The following is a 15,849-nucleotide window of genomic DNA, read 5'->3' on the forward strand; positions in this document are numbered from 1 at the left end:
ATTCAACGTCCCCTTACAGCTTCATCAGGCTGGCGTCGTCGACCGAGGCCGAGTGGCGGGAACGGAACACCGACACGATGATCGCGAGCCCGACCACGACCTCGGCGGCGGCGACGACCATCGTGAAGAAGGCGATGATCTGCCCGTCGAGATTGCCGTGCATCCGGGAGAAGGTCACGAACGCGAGATTGCAGGCGTTGAGCATCAGCTCCACGCACATGAACACCACGATCGCGTTCCGCCTGATCAACACCCCGGCCCCGCCGATGGTGAACAACAGGGCCGCGAGATAGAGGTAGTTGACCGGATTCACTTGGCGACCTCCTCTTCGTCGTTGTCACGGCCGAGCCGCTTCTCCGAGCGCTGCGCCAGCGCCTTGAGCTGGTCGAGCGACTCCTTCGACACATCGCGGATCTGCCCGCGGTCGCGCAGTGTCCCCATGACGGTGAGCCCGGACGGGGTGCCGTCCGGAAGCAGACCCGGGATGTCCACCGCGTTGTGCCGGGCGTAGACGCCGGGGGCGGGCAGCGGCGGCACCTGCGTGCCCCGGACGCGCTCCTCCGACAACTGCCGCTGGGTCTTGGCCCGTTCGGTGCGCTCCCGGTGGGTGAGCACCATCGCGCCGACCGTCGCCGTGATCAGCAGGGCGCCGGTGATCTCGAAGGCGAAGACGTACTTGGTGAAGATGAGGCTGGCCAGCCCCTCGACGTTCCCGCCGTGCTCGGCGTTGGCGGTGCCGAGCCCGTTGAAGCTGTTCAGCGAGGCGTTGCCGATGCCCGCGATCAGCAGGACACCGAAGCCGAGCCCGCAGCCCGCGGCCAGCCAGCGCTGGCCCTTGAGCGTCTCCTTCAGCGAGTCGGCCGCCGTGACACCCACGAGCATGACCACGAAGAGGAACAGCATCATGATCGCGCCGGTGTAGACGACGATCTGGACGACGCCCAGGAAGTACGCGCCGTTGGCCAGATAGAACACCGCCAGGACGATCATGGTCCCGGCGAGGCTCAGCGCGCTGTGCACGGCTTTTCTCATCAGTACGGTGGACAGCGCGCCGATCACGGCGACGGTGCCCAGCACCCAGAACTGGAAGGCCTCCCCGGTCGAGGTCTGGGAGGCCGCGGCGGCCAGGCCGGTCATGCGCCCACCCCCTGCGCCGAGCCGCTGTTCTCGCTGTCGCCGCTGTTCCCGGATGCTTCGTCCGACGGCTTCTCGCCCTTGGTGACCGCGGTCTGGCGCACCGTGCCGGATGCGGCCCCGGTGACCAGGCCCCGGTAGTAGTCCTGCTCGTCCATCCCGGGGTAGATGGCGTGCGGGGTGTCGACCATGCCCTCCTCCAGGCCCGCGAGCAGCTCGTCCTTGGTGTAGATGAGGCTCTCGCGGGTGGTGTTGGCGAGCTCGAACTCATTGGTCATCGTCAGCGCCCGGGTCGGGCACGCCTCGATGCACAGACCGCAGAGAATGCAGCGCGCGTAGTTGATCTGGTAGACGCGGCCGTAGCGCTCACCCGGGGAGTAGCGCTCCTCGTCGGTGTTGTCCGCGCCCTCGACATAGATCGCGTCCGCCGGACAGGCCCAGGCGCACAGCTCGCAGCCGACGCACTTCTCCAGGCCGTCCGGGTGGCGGTTGAGCTGATGCCGGCCGTGGAAGCGCGGCGCCGTCACCTTCTGCGTTTCCGGGTACTGCTCGGTCAGCCGCTTCTTGAACATGGCCTTGAAGGTCACGCCGAAGCCGGCGACCGGGTTCTGGAACTTCTCTCCCGAGGGCTCTGATGACTCAGACACCGTCAGCCTCCTTTCCGTCACTCGGACTTCCGCCCATCCGACTGTCGTCACTCTCAGTATCCGGGCCGCCACTGACAACGAGCTCCCGCTCGCCCCGCGGTCTGCGGCGCGGTACCGGCGGCAAGGTCTGTCCGGGCAGCGGCGGCACCGGGAATCCGCCCGCCATCGGGTCGAATCCCGGCTCCGGTCCCGCTTCCGCCTCGGCGGCCCCGCCCTTCCTGTCGCGGAAGATGTCGGCGACGAAGGAGATCAGCAGGATCGCGATCACGGCCCCGGCCACGTACAGCACGATCCTGGTGAAGTCGTACCCCTCGTTGCGCAGCGCCCGTACCGTCGCGACCAGCATCAGCCAGACCACGGAGACCGGGATCAGGACCTTCCAGCCGAGCTTCATCAGCTGGTCGTAGCGGACCCGGGGCAGGGTGCCGCGCAGCCAGATGAAGAAGAACAGCAGCAACTGGACCTTGATGACGAACCAGAGCATCGGCCACCAGCCGTGGTTCGCGCCCTCCCAGAAGGTGCTGATCGGCCACGGGGCCTGCCAGCCGCCCAGGAACAGGGTCGTGGAGACCGCGGAGACGGTGACCATGTTGACGTACTCGGCGAGCATGAACATCGCGAACTTGATCGACGAGTACTCGGTGTTGAAGCCACCGACGAGGTCGCCCTCGGACTCCGGCATGTCGAACGGGGCCCGGTTGGTCTCACCGACCATCGTGACGATGTAGATGATGAAGGAGACCGGCAGCAGCAGGATGAACCAGCGGTCCTGCTGCGCCTCCACGATCTTCGACGTCGACATCGACCCGGAGTAGAGGAACACCGAGGCGAACGCGGCGCCCATCGCGATCTCGTAGCTGATCATCTGCGCGCACGAGCGCAGGCCGCCGAGGAGCGGATACGTCGACCCGGACGACCAGCCCGCCAGCACGATGCCGTAGATCCCGACCGAGGCGACCGCGAGAATGTAGAGCATCGCGATCGGCAGGTCGGTGAGCTGCATCGCCGTACGGTGCCCGAAGATCGAGACCTCGTTGCCCGCCGGTCCGAACGGGATCACCGCGATCGCCATGAACGCCGGTACGGCGGCGACGATCGGCGCGAGCACGTACACGACCTTGTCGGCGCGCCGCACCACGAGGTCTTCCTTCAGCATCAGCTTGATGCCGTCGGCGAGCGACTGGAGCATGCCCCAGGGGCCGTGCCGGTTGGGGCCGATGCGCAGCTGCATCCAGGCGACGACCTTGCGCTCCCACACGATGGAGAAGAGCACGGTCACCATCAGGAACGCGAAGCAGAACACCGCCTTGATGACGACGAGCCACCACGGGTCGGTGCCGAACATCGACAGGTCCTCGGCGGCGAGTACGGCACTGTGCGGTGCCGCGGCCAGTTCAGCGAAGGAAGTCACGCCCCCACCTCCGGTGTGACGTCGGGAGTGCCCGGGGCGGCCGGACCGATCCGGACCGGGCTGCCGGGCCGGGCGCCGGTGTCGGCCGGGACGCCCCGCCCGACGGAGTTCAGCGGCAGCCAGACCACCCGGTCCGGCATGTCCGTGACCTTCAACGGGAGTGCGACGCTGCCCGCCGGGCCCGTGACGGCCAGCAGGTCACCGTCCTTGACGCCCGTCTCGGCCGCGGTGGCGGCGGAGAGCCGGGCGACCGAGGCGTGCCGGGTGCCGGCCAGTGCGTCGTCGCCCTCCTGGAGCCGGCCCAGGTCGAGCAGCATCCGGTGGCCCGCGAGGATCGCCTCGCCGTCGCCGGGCCTGGGCAGCGGCTGCGCCGGCTCGCTCGGATCGACGGCGTGCGAACCGCTCCAGCCGCCGAGCCGGTCCAGCTCACGGCGTACGGACGTCAGATCCGGCAGCGCGAGCGGGGCGTCCATGGCGTCGGCCAGCATGTGCAGCACCCGGGCGTCGGTCGGCGCGAGCGACCGCGTCATCTGCTCGGGCTTCAGCGCCGCGTCGAACATCCGGGCCCGGCCCTCCCAGTTGAGGAAGGTGCCGGCCTTCTCGGCCACCGCGGCGACCGGGAAGACCACATCGGCCCGCTCGGTCACCTCGCTGGGCCGCAGCTCCAGCGAGACCAGGAAGCCGGCCTGGTCCAGCGCCTCCAGGGCCCGTGCCGGGTTCGGCAGGTCCACGGGCTCGACCCCGGCGACGACCAGTGCGCCCAGCTCGCCGGTGGCCGCGGCCTCCACGATCTGGCCGGTGTCACGGCCGAAGCGGGACGGGAGTTCGGCGACGCCCCAGACGGCGGCCACCTCGTCCCGGGCCCGCGGGTCGGTCGCCGGACGGCCGCCGGGCAGCAGCGACGGGAGCGCGCCCGCCTCCACCGCACCGCGCTCGCCGGCCCGGCGCGGAATCCACACCGGTGTGGCCCCGGTCGCGGCGGCGGCCCGCAGCACCGCGGTCAGCCCGCCCGGCACGCCCGCCAGCCGCTCGCCGACCACGATCACGGCGTCCTTGCCGCGCAGCGCCTCGGCCGCCACGGCACCGTCGCCGTCGAGTCCGACGCCGCCCGCGATCGCGTCCAGCCACTCGGTCTCGGTGCCGGGAGCCGCGGGGAGCAGTGTGCCGCCGGCCTTCTCCAGGCCGCGCGTGGCGTGCGACGCGACGGCGTAGGTGCGCTGTCCGTGCTTGCGGTTCGCCTTGCGCAGCCGCAGGAAGACGCCGGGCGCCTCCTCCTCCGACTCGAACCCGACCAGCAGTACCGTCCGGGCCTTCTCCAGCGAGGTGTACGTGACACCCGTGCCGTCCAGGTCCCGGCCGCGCCCGGCGACGCGGGCGGCCAGGAAGTCGGCCTCCTCGCCGCTGTGCACCCGGGCCCGGAAGTCGATGTCGTTCGTGTCGAGCGCGACCCGGGCGAACTTGCTGTACGCGTACGCGTCCTCGACGGTCAGCCGGCCGCCGGTGAGGACCCCGGTCCTGCCGCGCGCGGCGTTCAGACCGGCGGCTGCGGCGTCCAGCGCCTCGGGCCAGCTCGCCGGTTCCAGGACGCCGTCCGCGTTGCGCACCAGCGGAGTGGTGAGCCGGTCCCGCTGCTGGGCGTAGCGGAAGCCGAAGCGGCCCTTGTCGCAGACCCACTCCTCGTTGACCTCGGGGTCGTTGGCGGCGAGCCGCCGCATGACCTTGCCGCGCCGGTGGTCGGTGCGGGTCGCGCAGCCGCCCGCGCAGTGCTCGCACACCGAGGGCGACGACACCAGGTCGAAGGGCCGGGAGCGGAACCGGTACGCGGCCGAGGTCAGCGCCCCGACCGGGCAGATCTGGATGGTGTTCCCGGAGAAGTACGACTCGAACGGGTCGCCCTCGCCGGTGCCGACCTGCTGGAGCGCGCCGCGTTCGATCAGCTCGATCATCGGGTCGCCCGCCACCTGGTTGGAGAAGCGGGTGCAGCGCGCGCAGAGCACGCACCGCTCACGGTCCAGCAGCACCTGCGTGGAGATCGGGAGGGGCTTCTCGTACGTGCGCTTCCTGCCGTCGAAGCGGGAGTCGGCGCCGCCGTGCGACATCGCCTGGTTCTGCAGCGGGCACTCGCCGCCCTTGTCGCAGACCGGGCAGTCCAGCGGGTGGTTGATGAGCAGCAGCTCCATCACACCCTTCTGCGCCTTCTCGGCGACGGGCGAGGTGAGCTGCGACCTCACGACCATGCCGTCGGTGCAGGTGATGGTGCAGGACGCCATCGGCTTGCGCTGGCCCTCGACCTCGACGATGCACTGCCGGCAGGCGCCGGCCGGGTCGAGGAGCGGGTGGTCGCAGAAGCGCGGGATCTCGATGCCGAGGAGTTCGGCGGCCCGGATGACCAGCGTGCCCTTGGGCACGCTGATCTCGATGCCGTCGATCGTCAGCGTGACGAGGTCCTCGGGCGGAAGGGCCGCCTCGCCGCCCCCGGAGGGCGCACTCGTGGTGACTGTCATGCGTTCACCCCCTGGTGAGCGTTCTTGTCGTCGGCCCAGACAGTGGACCTGGCGGGATCGAAGGGGCAGCCCCGGCCCGTGATGTGCTGTTCGTACTCCTCGCGGAAGTACTTCAGCGAGGAGAAGATCGGCGAGGCGGCGCCGTCGCCGAGGGCGCAGAAGGACTTGCCGTTGATGTTGTCGGCGATGTCGTTCAGCTTGTCGAGGTCGGCCATCTGTCCCTTGCCGGCCTCGATGTCGCGGAGCAACTGCACGAGCCAGTAGGTGCCTTCGCGGCAGGGTGTGCACTTGCCGCAGGACTCGTGGGCGTAGAACTCGGTCCAGCGGGTGACGGCGCGCACGACGCAGGTCGTCTCGTCGAAGCACTGGAGCGCCTTGGTGCCGAGCATGGAACCGGCGGCGCCGACGCCCTCGTAGTCGAGCGGCACGTCGAGGTGTTCGTCGGTGAACATCGGGGTGGACGAGCCGCCCGGGGTCCAGAACTTCAGCCGGTGGCCGGGGCGCATGCCGCCGCTCATGTCGAGCAGCTGGCGCAGCGTGATGCCGAGCGGGGCCTCGTACTGGCCGGGGCTCGCGACATGGCCGCTGAGCGAGTACAGCGTGAAGCCGGGGGACTTCTCGCTGCCCATCGACTTGAACCAGTCCTTGCCCCGGTTCAGGATCGCGGGAACCGACGCGATGGACTCGACGTTGTTCACCACAGTGGGGCAGGCGTACAGACCGGCGACCGCGGGGAAGGGGGGTCGCAGCCGGGGCTGGCCGCGTCGCCCTTCGAGCGAGTCGAGCAGTGCGGTCTCCTCACCGCAGATGTACGCGCCGGCGCCCGCGTGCACGGTGAGTTCCAGGTCGAGTCCGGAGCCCAGGACGTTCTTCCCGAGGAAGCCCGCCTCGTACGCCTCGCGCACGGCCTCGTGCAACCGCCGCAGTACGGGGACGACTTCACCGCGCAGGTAGATGAAGGCGTGCGAGGACCGGATCGCGTAGCAGGCGATCACGATGCCCTCGATGAGGGAGTGCGGGTTGGCGAAGAGGAGCGGGATGTCCTTGCAGGTGCCGGGCTCCGACTCGTCGGCGTTGACCACCAGGTAGTGCGGTTTGCCGTCGCCCTGCGGGATGAACTGCCACTTCATCCCGGTGGGGAAGCCCGCGCCGCCGCGCCCGCGCAGACCGGAGTCCTTGACGTAGGCGATGAGGTCGTCCGGCGCCATGGCGAGGGCCTTGCGCAGTCCCTCGTATCCCTCGTGACGCCGGTAGGTCTCCAGGGTCCAGGATTCGGGTTCGTCCCAGAAGGCGGAGAGGACGGGGGCGAGCAGCTTCTCGGGGCTGCCACCGTTCCCGTTCCCGTTGATCTCGGCTGCCAACGTCATCACTCCCCCTCCTTTGCGGCGGGACCGGCCGGGTGGTCCGGGTCGGAGGCCGACGTCTGCTGCGGTGCGTCGTGCGAGCTGAGGTGCTCGGACGGTGACGGATCGTGCGGCTGGTCGCCGCGGGACTGCTCGCCGCGCGGGGAGACGACCTTGGGGTGCGGCTCCTCGCCCCGGGCGAGGCGGAGGCCGGCCAGCGAGGCGGGGCCCGCGCCGCCGGATGCCTCGACGGCGCCGGGGCGCGCGTCGGGGAAGCCGGCCAGGATCCGGGACGTCTCCTTGTACGAGCACAGGGGCGCGCCGCGGGTGGGTTCGACGGTGCGCCCCGCGATCAGGTCGTCGACCAGGCGCGTCGCGCTCTCGGGGGTCTGGTTGTCGAAGAACTCCCAGTTGACCATCACCACGGGGGCGAAGTCGCAGGCCGCGTTGCACTCGATGTGTTCGAGGGTGACCTTGCCGTCCTCGGTTGTCATATCGGGCCCGTCGTTGCCGACGCCGAGGTGTTCCTTGAGCCGGTCGAAGATCGCGTCGCCGCCCATCACCGCGCACAGCGTGTTGGTGCAGACACCGACCTGGTAGTCACCGCTCGGCCTGCGCCGGTACATCGTGTAGAAGGTGGCGACCGCGGTGACCTCGGCGGTGGTGAGGCCGAGCAGTTCGGCGCAGAGCGCCATGCCCGTACGGGAGACGTAGCCCTCCTCGGACTGCACCAGGTGCAGCAGCGGGAGCAGCGCGGAGCGGCTGTCGGGGTAGCGGGCGATCACCTCCTTCGCGTCCGCTTCGAGCCTGGCGCGCACCTCGGCCGGGTAGGCGGGGGCGGGGAGCTGCGGCATCCCCAGACTGACTTCCTGACGTGCTTCGGTCACCGGTCGACGCCTCCCATCACGGGGTCGATGGACGCGACGGCGACGATGACGTCGGCGACCTGGCCGCCCTCGCACATCGCCGCCATGGCCTGCAGATTGGTGAAGGACGGGTCGCGGAAGTGGACCCGGTAGGGGCGGGTGCCGCCGTCCGAGACGACGTGGACGCCGAGTTCGCCCTTGGGCGACTCGACCGCGGTGTACGCCTGTCCGGCCGGGACGCGGAAGCCCTCGGTCACCAGCTTGAAGTGGTGGATCAGGGCCTCCATGGAGGTGCCCATGATCTTCTTGATGTGGTCGAGCGAGTTGCCGAGCCCGTCCGGACCGAGTGCGAGCTGGGCCGGCCAGGCGATCTTCTTGTCGGCGACCATCACCGGTCCGGGGGCGAGCCGGTCGATGCACTGCTCGACGATCCGCAGTGACTGGCGCATCTCCTCCAGCCGGATGAGGAAGCGGCCGTAGGAGTCGCAGCTGTCGGCGGTGGGGACGTCGAACTCGTAGTTCTCGTATCCGCAGTAGGGGTCCGTCTTGCGCAGGTCGTGCGGGAGTCCGGCGGAGCGCAGGATCGGGCCGGTGGCGCCGAGTGCCATGCAGCCGGTCAGGTCGAGATAGCCGACGTCCTGCATGCGGGCCTTGAAGATCGGGTTGCCGGTGGCGAGCTTGTCGTACTCCGGCAGGTTCTTCTTCATGGTCTTCACGAACTCGCGGAGCTGGTCGATCGCGCCGGGCGGCAGGTCCTGGGCGAGTCCTCCGGGCCGGATGAACGCGTGGTTCATCCGCAGGCCGGTGATCAGCTCGAAGAGGTCGAGGACGAGTTCACGGTCCCGGAAGCCGTAGATCATGATCGTGGTGGCGCCGAGCTCCATGCCGCCGGTGGCGATGCACACCAGGTGCGAGGAGATCCGGTTGAGCTCCATCAGGAGCACGCGCAGGATGCTGGCCCGGTCGGGGATCTGGTCCTCGATGCCGAGGAGCTTCTCGACGCCCAGGCAGTACGCCGCCTCGTTGAAGAACGGCGTCAGGTAATCCATGCGCGTCACGAAGGTGGTGCCCTGGGTCCAGTTCCGGAATTCGAGGTTCTTCTCGATGCCGGTGTGGAGGTAGCCGATGCCGCAGCGGGCCTCGGTGACGGTCTCGCCGTCGATCTCCAGGATCAGCCGGAGCACGCCGTGCGTGGACGGGTGCTGGGGGCCCATGTTGACGATGATGCGTTCGTCGTCGGACTTGACCGCCGATTCGACGACCTCGTCCCAGTCGCCTCCGGTGACCGTGTATACGGTCCCTTCGGTCGTCGCCCGGGGCGTTGCGTGGGGAGTAGACATCAGGAGTACGACCTCCGCTGGTCCGGAGCCGGGATCTGGGCGCCCTTGTACTCGACGGCGATGCCGCCGAGCGGATAGTCCTTGCGCTGCGGGAAGCCCTGCCAGTCGTCCGGCATCATGATCCGGGTGAGGGCGGGGTGCCCGTCGAAGATCAGCCCGAAGAAGTCGTAGGCCTCGCGCTCGTGCCAGTCGTTGGTCGGGTAGACCGCGACGAGGGACGGGACGTGCGGATCGCTGTCCGGGGCCGACACCTCCAGGCGGATCAGCCGGCCGTGCGTGATCGAGCGCAGGTGGTAGACGGCGTGCAGCTCGCGGCCCTTGTCGCCGGGGAAGTGGACGCCGCTCACCCCCGTACAGAGCTCGAAGCGCAGTGCCGGGTCGTCGCGCAGGGTCCGGGCGACCCGGACGAGGTGCTCGCGCGCGATGTGGAAGGTCAGTTCGCCGCGGTCGACGACGGCCTTCTCGATGGCGTTGGCGGGAAGCAGGTCCTGTTCCTCCAGGGCCCCTTCGAGTTCGTCGGCGACTTCGTCGAACCAGCCGCCGTACGGGCGGGGCGTGGCGCCGGGGAGGGTCACGGTGCGGACGAGGCCGCCGTAGCCGGAGGTGTCGCCGCCGTTGTTGGCGCCGAACATGCCCCGGCGTACGCCGATGACCTCGCCGGACTCGTCGCGCGGCGCGGGTACGCCGTTGCTGTCCCGCTGGTCGTGGTTCCGGTTCTCGCTCATCGCAGCAGCCCCTTCATCTCGATCAGGGGCAGTGCCTTGAGCGCCGCTTCCTCCGCCTCGCGGGCGGCCTCCTCCGCGTTGACCCCGAGCTTGGAGCCCTGGATCTTCTGGTGGAGCTTGAGGATCGCGTCCAACAACATCTCGGGCCGCGGCGGGCAACCCGGCAAATAGATATCGACCGGAACAATATGATCAACACCTTGAACAATGGCGTAATTATTGAACATTCCGCCCGATGACGCGCAAACCCCCATGGAAATGACCCACTTGGGGTTCGGCATCTGGTCGTAGACCTGCCGCAGGACGGGTGCCATCTTCTGGCTGACCCGCCCTGCCACGATCATCAGATCCGCCTGCCGCGGCGATCCGCGGAAGACCTCCATCCCGAAACGGGCCAGGTCGTAGCGCCCGGCCCCGGTCGTCATCATCTCGATGGCGCAGCAGGCGAGGCCGAAGGTGGCGGGGAAGACGGAGGACTTCCGTACCCAGCCGGCGGCCTGCTCGACAGTGGTCAGCACGAAGCCGCTGGGCAGCTTCTCTTCGAGTCCCATGGTGTGCCCCTCAGCCCCTCAGTCCCATTCCAGACCGCCGCGACGCCACACATACGCGTAGGCGACGAAGACGGTGAGCACGAAGAGCAGCATCTCCACGAGCCCGAAGATCCCCAGGGCGTCGAAGGTGACCGCCCAGGGATAGAGGAAGACGATCTCGATGTCGAAGACGATGAAGAGCATCGCCGTCAGGTAGTACTTGATCGGGAAGCGGCCGCCGCCGGCCGGAGTGGGCGTGGGTTCGATGCCGCACTCGTACGCTTCGAGCTTTGCTCGGTTGTACCGCTTAGGGCCGATAAGCGTGGCCATGACCACGGAGAAGATCGCAAACCCTGCCCCGAGGGCGCCGAGCACGAGGATGGGCGCGTAGGCATTCACGCTCCTCGCTCCTTCCAGTCGTCCTTGACCGTTGGACCGCATCGGGCGATTCGGCTCGCCACCCCACCAAGATCGTGCACATGTGAGGCAGTTCACAAGCCCGACTGCCCCGCATCCTATGCCCGCCATCCTGTGATCTGCGACACGGGGTACGACAACGAGTTTGTGATCTCCACCACCCGGCGAAGGCTCACGAAGCCGCCTGAGCGGTGATCTTCACACGCAAAGCGGCCGAGCGATCACGAGAGGTGACATCTGATGCTGTTAGTGCTGGTCAACGCGATGTTTCCCATAACAATCAGATACCCGTGGAGGCAAATTGGCAATGGACAGCCCGAGGGTGATAAGGGGTTCTGCCCCATTCTGGGCTCACTCGCACGAGGGGCCCCCGGGGAGCGAAGTGGACGTGTGCGTACATGTGCGATCTTCCGGACGAATGGGCGGCACTCGCGAGCCCCGACGGAGCTCCGGCCGACAGGCGGGCTCGCACTCCCTCGCACCGTCGCCCACCCGCGCCTCGCACCGTCGCCCGCCCGCGCCCCGCACCGTCGCCCGCCTGTGACCTGCGTCACCGCGCGTGGATCCCAACAAAAGCGGGCTTGGCCATCGGTGTGAACGGATGGTAAGTGGCGGGCAATTCGGGCGTATTACCGAAAGCCCGTGATCACGGCGCTGATGAGGCATGCCCGGTTTGCCCGTTACGGCGTCAATAAGGGCCGCCGGAAAGCGGATTCACAGATTCCGGACGTAACTGTGTCGCAACACACGTTTCTTGATGGGAACCCCGGAGCCCTGATAGCGCTAGTACTCATGTCCCACACCGCTCACATACCCAGCCACCGGAAGCCCCGCCGAAACGCGCCGAAGACGGCGCTGCGGGCCGGAGTTGCCGGTGGCGTCCTCAGCACCATCGCGGTCGCAGGCGCGGCCGGTCCGGCTCACGCGGAGCCGGTGACCCAGACCATCGAGATGCCCACCCTCACCTCCGGGCTCTCCACCGCCGTCGCCGCGTCCGCGCAGGCCACGCAGCAGGTCGCCCAGGACCTTCAGACGCAGGCGCAGGAGGACGCCGCAGCCGCCACCGCGGCCAAGACCGCCAAGAAGGCCAAGGCCGAGGCGGTCCGCAAGGCAGAGGCCAAGAAGAAGGCGGAGGCCGCCGCCAAGGCCAAGGCGGAGGCCGCCGAGCGTGCTTCCCGCTCCACCGCCCGTACGACGCTCAGCGCGGCCTCGGGCTCCACCGCCGTCGCCTCTTCGTCCTCGTCGAGCGCCACCGGCTCCGCCGCGTCCGTCATCGCCTTCGCGCAGGCCCAGGTCGGCGACGCGTACGTGTCCGGCGGCACCGGCCCCAACTCGTGGGACTGCTCCGGTCTCGTCCAGGCCGCCTTCCGTTCGGTCGGCGTCGACCTGCCGCGCGTCTCGCAGGCCCAGTCCACCGCGGGCACCCAGGTCTCCCTGAGCAACCTCCAGCCCGGCGACATCCTGTACTGGGGTGGCGCGGGCAGCGCGTACCACGTCGGGATCTACGTGGGCGGCGGCGAGTTCGTCGGTGCGCAGAACTCCAGCACCGGTGTGGTGCAGCGTCCGCTCTCCTACGACCCGCCGTCCGGCGCGGTCCGCGTGCTCTGATTCCGCGGAATCCGGCGGAGCCGGCCGGTTCGGGTCCACCCGGCCCGGCGGGCCCGCGGAGCGCCCCGGTCCGGCGGTTTCACCCGGTCCGGCGCGTTCTCTGATTCACAAGCGCCTTCCCGGCGCTCGGCGACGGGCCGTCTCTCCCCCGCTCGGGAGCGACGGCCCGTCGTCGTGTGCGGCGCCGACCCGGCGCGCGCCCCTCGGAACGTCCTGGATCGACCGAAACGCGACCTCGCCCGCGGCAGGCGTCGCCCACGGCGCGCACCTGCCGGGCACCGGACTGCTGCCGCTTGTGAACCGGGGCGAACAGCCCTCGCGCCGCGGTGCGGGGGCATCCGCCACGGCCACCGCTCCCCCGGACGAACCGCCACCCGGGCACACCACCGCCGGGAGACACCGGCGCACGCCCGGAAACTCCGGCGCACCTCCCGGACAGCCCCGGAAACTCCGGCGCACCTCCCGGACAGGCCGGCTCACGCCCGGAGACGCGCGGTCAGGCCTTCGGGGCCACCTTCGACAGGCCGTTGATGATCCGGTCCATCGCGTCGCCGCCCGTCGGGTCGGTCAGGTTGGCGAGCATCTTCAGCGTGAACCGCATCAGTACCGGGTGCGTCAGTCCGCGCTGGGTGGCGATCTTCATGACCTTCGGGTTGCCGATCAGCTTCACGAAGGCACGGCCCAGCGTGTAGTAACCGCCGTAGGTCTCCTTGAGCACCTTCGGGTAGTTGGTCAGCGCCAGTTCGCGCTGGGCCGGCGTGGCGCGGGCGTGGGCCTGGACGATGACGTCCGCGGCGATCTGGCCCGACTCCATGGCGTACGCGATGCCTTCGCCGTTGAACGGGTTGACCATGCCCGCCGCGTCACCGACGAGCAGCAGGCCCTTGGTGTAGTGCGGTTGGCGGTTGAAGGCCATCGGGAGGGCGGCGCCGCGGATCGGCATCGTCATGTTGTCCGGGGTGAAGCCCCAGTCCTCCGGCATGGAGGCGCACCACGCCTTGAGGACCTCGCGCCAGTCCAGCTCCCGGAAGGAGGAGGAGGAGTCGAGGATGCCGAGGCCGACGTTGGACGTACCGTCGCCCATGCCGAAGATCCAGCCGTAGCCCGGCAGGAGCCGGTCCTGGGCGCCGCGGCGGTCCCACAGCTCCAGCCACGACTCCAGGTAGTCGTCGTCGTGGCGCGGCGAGGTGAAGTACGTACGCACGGCCACGCCCATCGGGCGGTCCTCGCGGCGGTGCAGGCCCATGGCGAGCGACAGCCGGGTGGAGTTGCCGTCGGCGGCGACGACGAGCGGGGCGTGGAAGGTGACCGGGGTCTTCTCCTCGCCGATCTTCGCGTGCACGCCGGTGATGCGGCCGGTGCGGTCGTCGACCACGGGGGCTCCGACGTTGCAGCGCTCGTACAGCCGCGCGCCCGCCTTCTGTGCCTGGCGGGCCAGTTGCTCGTCGAAGTCGTCGCGCTTGCGGACCAGTCCGTAGTCCGGGTACGAGGCGAGGTCGGGCCAGTCCAGCTGGAGGCGGACGCCGCCGCCGATGATGCGCAGGCCCTTGTTCCGGAGCCAGCCGGCCTCTTCGGAGATGTCGATGCCCATGGAGACGAGTTGCTTGGTGGCGCGCGGGGTGAGGCCGTCGCCGCAGACCTTCTCCCGGGGGAAGGCCGTCTTCTCCAGGAGGAGGACGTCAAGTCCGGCCTTGGCGAGGTAGTACGCGGTCGTGGAGCCGGCCGGGCCTGCCCCGACGACGATCACATCCGCGCTGTGTTCGGAGAGGGGCTCGGTCACGGTCGGATCTCCCGAAGACTCGAAATCGCGTGCCGCGCGGCACCTGTCCCGTGCAGTCTAGGGGGGCCTGCTGATCAACCTTCCGAAGGGCTCCCCGATGTCGACCGCGCCTTACGCCGCTCCCGCCGTGCAGTTGCGCGTCCCCACCGACGAGGACGCCGTGTCCTGGCACCGCGCCTTCGACCACCCCGAGGTGATGGAGTTCTTCGGCGGTCAGCCGGCGGAATTCTCGATGTACGAGGAGTGGACCGCGCGACAGCGCAGGCACGACGCGGAGCTGGGGTACTGCCTGTGGACGGTGGTCGGCGAGGACGGCGCGGTGGCCGGTTTCACCGGCGCCCAGCCCTGGCCGCCGACCACGTACGGCCCGGTGGGCGAGATCGAGATCGGCTGGCGGCTGGCCCGGCCGGCCTGGGGCCGGGGCTACGCCACCGCCGCGGCCCGCCTCACCCTGGAACGGCTGCGCGCGGCCGGGGTCGAGCGGGTGGTGGCGGCGATCGACGCGGAGAACGACCGGTCGGTCGCCGTGGCCCGGCGCCTGGGGATGGAGCGGGCGGAGAGCTTCGCCGCCCCGGTGACGGGGCGGCAGGTCGACTGCTTCCGGTTGACGCTGACGCCGTGACCGCGGGGGTGGGCCGACGTCGTTGAAGGACCGGGTGGACAGGGCCGTGTCGAAGGTCTTCCGGGCGTCGGACCAGGGGAGGTCGCGCTCGGTGGTGCGGACGGCGTACTCGGTGCCGTCGTCCGCGACGTAGCTCTGGACGCGCCGTCCCCACCGTCCGGCTCCCGCCGACGGGACAGCTCCGGAGCGTTGCTTCAGGGGCGTACGCCCCGGTGCAGCGCCACCACACCACCGGTGAGATCGCGCCAGGCGACCTTGGCCCAGCCGGCCTGCTGAAGCTTCGCCGCGAGTCCGGCCTGGTCGGGCCAGGCGCGGATGGACTCGGCGAGATAGACGTACGCGTCGGGGTTGGACGACACCGCGCGCGCGACCGGTGGCAGCGCCCGCATCAGGTACTCGGTGTAGACCGTGCGGAAGGGGGCCCAGGTCGGCTGCGAGAACTCGCAGATCACCACCCGGCCGCCCGGCTTCGTCACGCGGTACAGCTCGCGCAGCGCGGCATCCGTGTCCTGGACGTTGCGCAGCCCGAAGGAGATCGTCACCGCGTCGAACGTCTCGTCGCGGAACGGCAGTGCGGTGGCGTCACCCGCGGTGAAGGGGAGCCAGGAATTGCGCTTCTTGCCCTCCCGCAGCATGCCGAGGGAGAAGTCGCAGGGGACGACGTACGCGCCCGTCGCGGCGAAGGGGAGCGAGGACGTCGCCGTGCCCGCCGCCAGGTCGAGGACCTTCTGCGCGGGGCGGGCATCCACCGCCTTCGCGACCTCCTTGCGCCAGAGCCGGGCCTGGCCGAGCGACAGCACGTCGTTGGTGAGGTCGTAGTTCGCCGCCACTCCGTCGAACATCGTGGCGACTTCGTGCGGCTGCTTGTCCAGGGAGGCTCGGGTCACCCGCCCATTCAAGCAGCCCGGTCCGTGGTACTTCG

At 69.7% G+C, this 15,849-nt stretch carries 15 protein-coding genes; 2 read left to right on the plus strand and 13 right to left on the minus strand.

All coding sequences use genetic code 11. From position 1 onward, the window contains the following. Positions 1-13: 13 nt before the first annotated feature. From nuoK to ACFVUT_RS19340, 11 genes are read right to left on the minus strand one after another with little or no spacing between them, the layout of a single operon-like run. Positions 14-313: an NADH-quinone oxidoreductase subunit NuoK gene (nuoK, locus tag ACFVUT_RS19290; protein WP_389652537.1), complete on the minus strand. Its 300-nt coding sequence runs from the start codon at positions 311-313 to the stop codon at positions 14-16. Next, the gene (locus ACFVUT_RS19295; protein ID WP_389652540.1) at positions 310-1,137 is read right to left on the minus strand and encodes an NADH-quinone oxidoreductase subunit J; all 828 of its coding nucleotides are present in this window, start codon (positions 1,135-1,137) and stop codon (positions 310-312) included. The genes nuoK and ACFVUT_RS19295 overlap by 4 nt, the downstream gene beginning before the upstream one ends. Continuing rightward, entirely contained in the window at positions 1,134-1,781 is a 648-nt protein-coding gene (gene nuoI, locus ACFVUT_RS19300) for an NADH-quinone oxidoreductase subunit NuoI (RefSeq protein ID WP_389652543.1), read from the minus strand. The genes ACFVUT_RS19295 and nuoI overlap by 4 nt, the downstream gene beginning before the upstream one ends. After that, on the minus strand, positions 1,774-3,192 hold the full coding sequence (nuoH, locus tag ACFVUT_RS19305; protein WP_389652546.1) for an NADH-quinone oxidoreductase subunit NuoH: 1,419 nt from the start codon (positions 3,190-3,192) through the stop codon (positions 1,774-1,776). Before nuoH ends, nuoI begins: the two co-directional genes overlap by 8 nt. Then, positions 3,189-5,696 carry an NADH-quinone oxidoreductase subunit G gene (locus tag ACFVUT_RS19310; protein WP_389652549.1) on the minus strand — a complete coding sequence of 836 codons (2,508 nt, stop codon included), beginning with the start codon at positions 5,694-5,696 and terminating at the stop codon, positions 3,189-3,191. Before ACFVUT_RS19310 ends, nuoH begins: the two co-directional genes overlap by 4 nt. Next, the gene (gene nuoF, locus ACFVUT_RS19315) at positions 5,693-7,066 is read right to left on the minus strand and encodes an NADH-quinone oxidoreductase subunit NuoF (RefSeq protein ID WP_389652552.1); all 1,374 of its coding nucleotides are present in this window, start codon (positions 7,064-7,066) and stop codon (positions 5,693-5,695) included. The genes ACFVUT_RS19310 and nuoF overlap by 4 nt, the downstream gene beginning before the upstream one ends. Next, the gene (gene nuoE, locus ACFVUT_RS19320; protein ID WP_389652953.1) at positions 7,063-7,893 is read right to left on the minus strand and encodes an NADH-quinone oxidoreductase subunit NuoE; all 831 of its coding nucleotides are present in this window, start codon (positions 7,891-7,893) and stop codon (positions 7,063-7,065) included. The genes nuoF and nuoE overlap by 4 nt, the downstream gene beginning before the upstream one ends. A 29-nt stretch (positions 7,894-7,922) precedes the next feature. Next, entirely contained in the window at positions 7,923-9,245 is a 1,323-nt protein-coding gene (locus ACFVUT_RS19325) for an NADH-quinone oxidoreductase subunit D (RefSeq protein WP_389652555.1), read from the minus strand. Then, on the minus strand, positions 9,245-9,970 hold the full coding sequence (locus tag ACFVUT_RS19330) for an NADH-quinone oxidoreductase subunit C (protein ID WP_389652558.1): 726 nt from the start codon (positions 9,968-9,970) through the stop codon (positions 9,245-9,247). Before ACFVUT_RS19330 ends, ACFVUT_RS19325 begins: the two co-directional genes overlap by 1 nt. Further along, positions 9,967-10,521 carry a NuoB/complex I 20 kDa subunit family protein gene (locus ACFVUT_RS19335; protein WP_389652561.1) on the minus strand — a complete coding sequence of 185 codons (555 nt, stop codon included), beginning with the start codon at positions 10,519-10,521 and terminating at the stop codon, positions 9,967-9,969. The genes ACFVUT_RS19330 and ACFVUT_RS19335 overlap by 4 nt, the downstream gene beginning before the upstream one ends. A gap of 18 nt (positions 10,522-10,539) precedes the next feature. Further along, entirely contained in the window at positions 10,540-10,899 is a 360-nt protein-coding gene (locus ACFVUT_RS19340; RefSeq protein WP_003992243.1) for an NADH-quinone oxidoreductase subunit A, read from the minus strand. An 810-nt stretch (positions 10,900-11,709) separates the two neighbouring features. Between ACFVUT_RS19340 and ACFVUT_RS19345 the strand changes: the two genes are divergently transcribed. Then, entirely contained in the window at positions 11,710-12,525 is an 816-nt protein-coding gene (locus tag ACFVUT_RS19345) for a C40 family peptidase (RefSeq protein WP_389652564.1), read from the plus strand. Positions 12,526-13,021: 496 nt separating this feature from the next. Here ACFVUT_RS19345 and ACFVUT_RS19350 read toward each other — a convergent pair whose 3' ends face one another. Next, positions 13,022-14,305 carry a geranylgeranyl reductase family protein gene (locus tag ACFVUT_RS19350; RefSeq protein WP_389652567.1) on the minus strand — a complete coding sequence of 428 codons (1,284 nt, stop codon included), beginning with the start codon at positions 14,303-14,305 and terminating at the stop codon, positions 13,022-13,024. 97 nt (positions 14,306-14,402) lie between these two features. Here ACFVUT_RS19350 and ACFVUT_RS19355 point away from each other — a divergent pair, with 97 nt between their 5' ends. Next, the gene (locus ACFVUT_RS19355) at positions 14,403-14,927 is read left to right on the plus strand and encodes a GNAT family N-acetyltransferase (RefSeq protein WP_389652570.1); all 525 of its coding nucleotides are present in this window, start codon (positions 14,403-14,405) and stop codon (positions 14,925-14,927) included. 194 nt (positions 14,928-15,121) lie between these two features. Here the strand turns inward: ACFVUT_RS19355 and ACFVUT_RS19360 are convergent, their stop codons facing one another. Further along, the gene (locus tag ACFVUT_RS19360; protein WP_389652573.1) at positions 15,122-15,814 is read right to left on the minus strand and encodes a demethylmenaquinone methyltransferase; all 693 of its coding nucleotides are present in this window, start codon (positions 15,812-15,814) and stop codon (positions 15,122-15,124) included. Positions 15,815-15,849: the final 35 nt, after the last annotated feature.

The organism is Streptomyces sp. NPDC058051 (genome assembly GCF_042885475.1).
Taxonomy (GTDB): Bacteria; Actinomycetota; Actinomycetes; order Streptomycetales; family Streptomycetaceae; genus Streptomyces.

Coding starts and splice junctions, on each gene's coding strand:
- ACFVUT_RS19325 (WP_389652555.1), bottom strand. CDS start 9,245: ATGTCTACTCCCCACGCAACGCCCCGGGCGACGACCGAAGGGACCGTA.
- ACFVUT_RS19345 (WP_389652564.1), top strand. CDS start 11,710: ATGTCCCACACCGCTCACATACCCAGCCACCGGAAGCCCCGCCGAAAC.
- ACFVUT_RS19355 (WP_389652570.1), top strand. CDS start 14,403: ATGTCGACCGCGCCTTACGCCGCTCCCGCCGTGCAGTTGCGCGTCCCC.
- ACFVUT_RS19330 (WP_389652558.1), bottom strand. CDS start 9,970: ATGAGCGAGAACCGGAACCACGACCAGCGGGACAGCAACGGCGTACCC.
- nuoE (WP_389652953.1), bottom strand. CDS start 7,893: ATGCCGCAGCTCCCCGCCCCCGCCTACCCGGCCGAGGTGCGCGCCAGG.
- ACFVUT_RS19335 (WP_389652561.1), bottom strand. CDS start 10,521: ATGGGACTCGAAGAGAAGCTGCCCAGCGGCTTCGTGCTGACCACTGTC.
- ACFVUT_RS19295 (WP_389652540.1), bottom strand. CDS start 1,137: ATGACCGGCCTGGCCGCCGCGGCCTCCCAGACCTCGACCGGGGAGGCC.
- ACFVUT_RS19310 (WP_389652549.1), bottom strand. CDS start 5,696: ATGACAGTCACCACGAGTGCGCCCTCCGGGGGCGGCGAGGCGGCCCTT.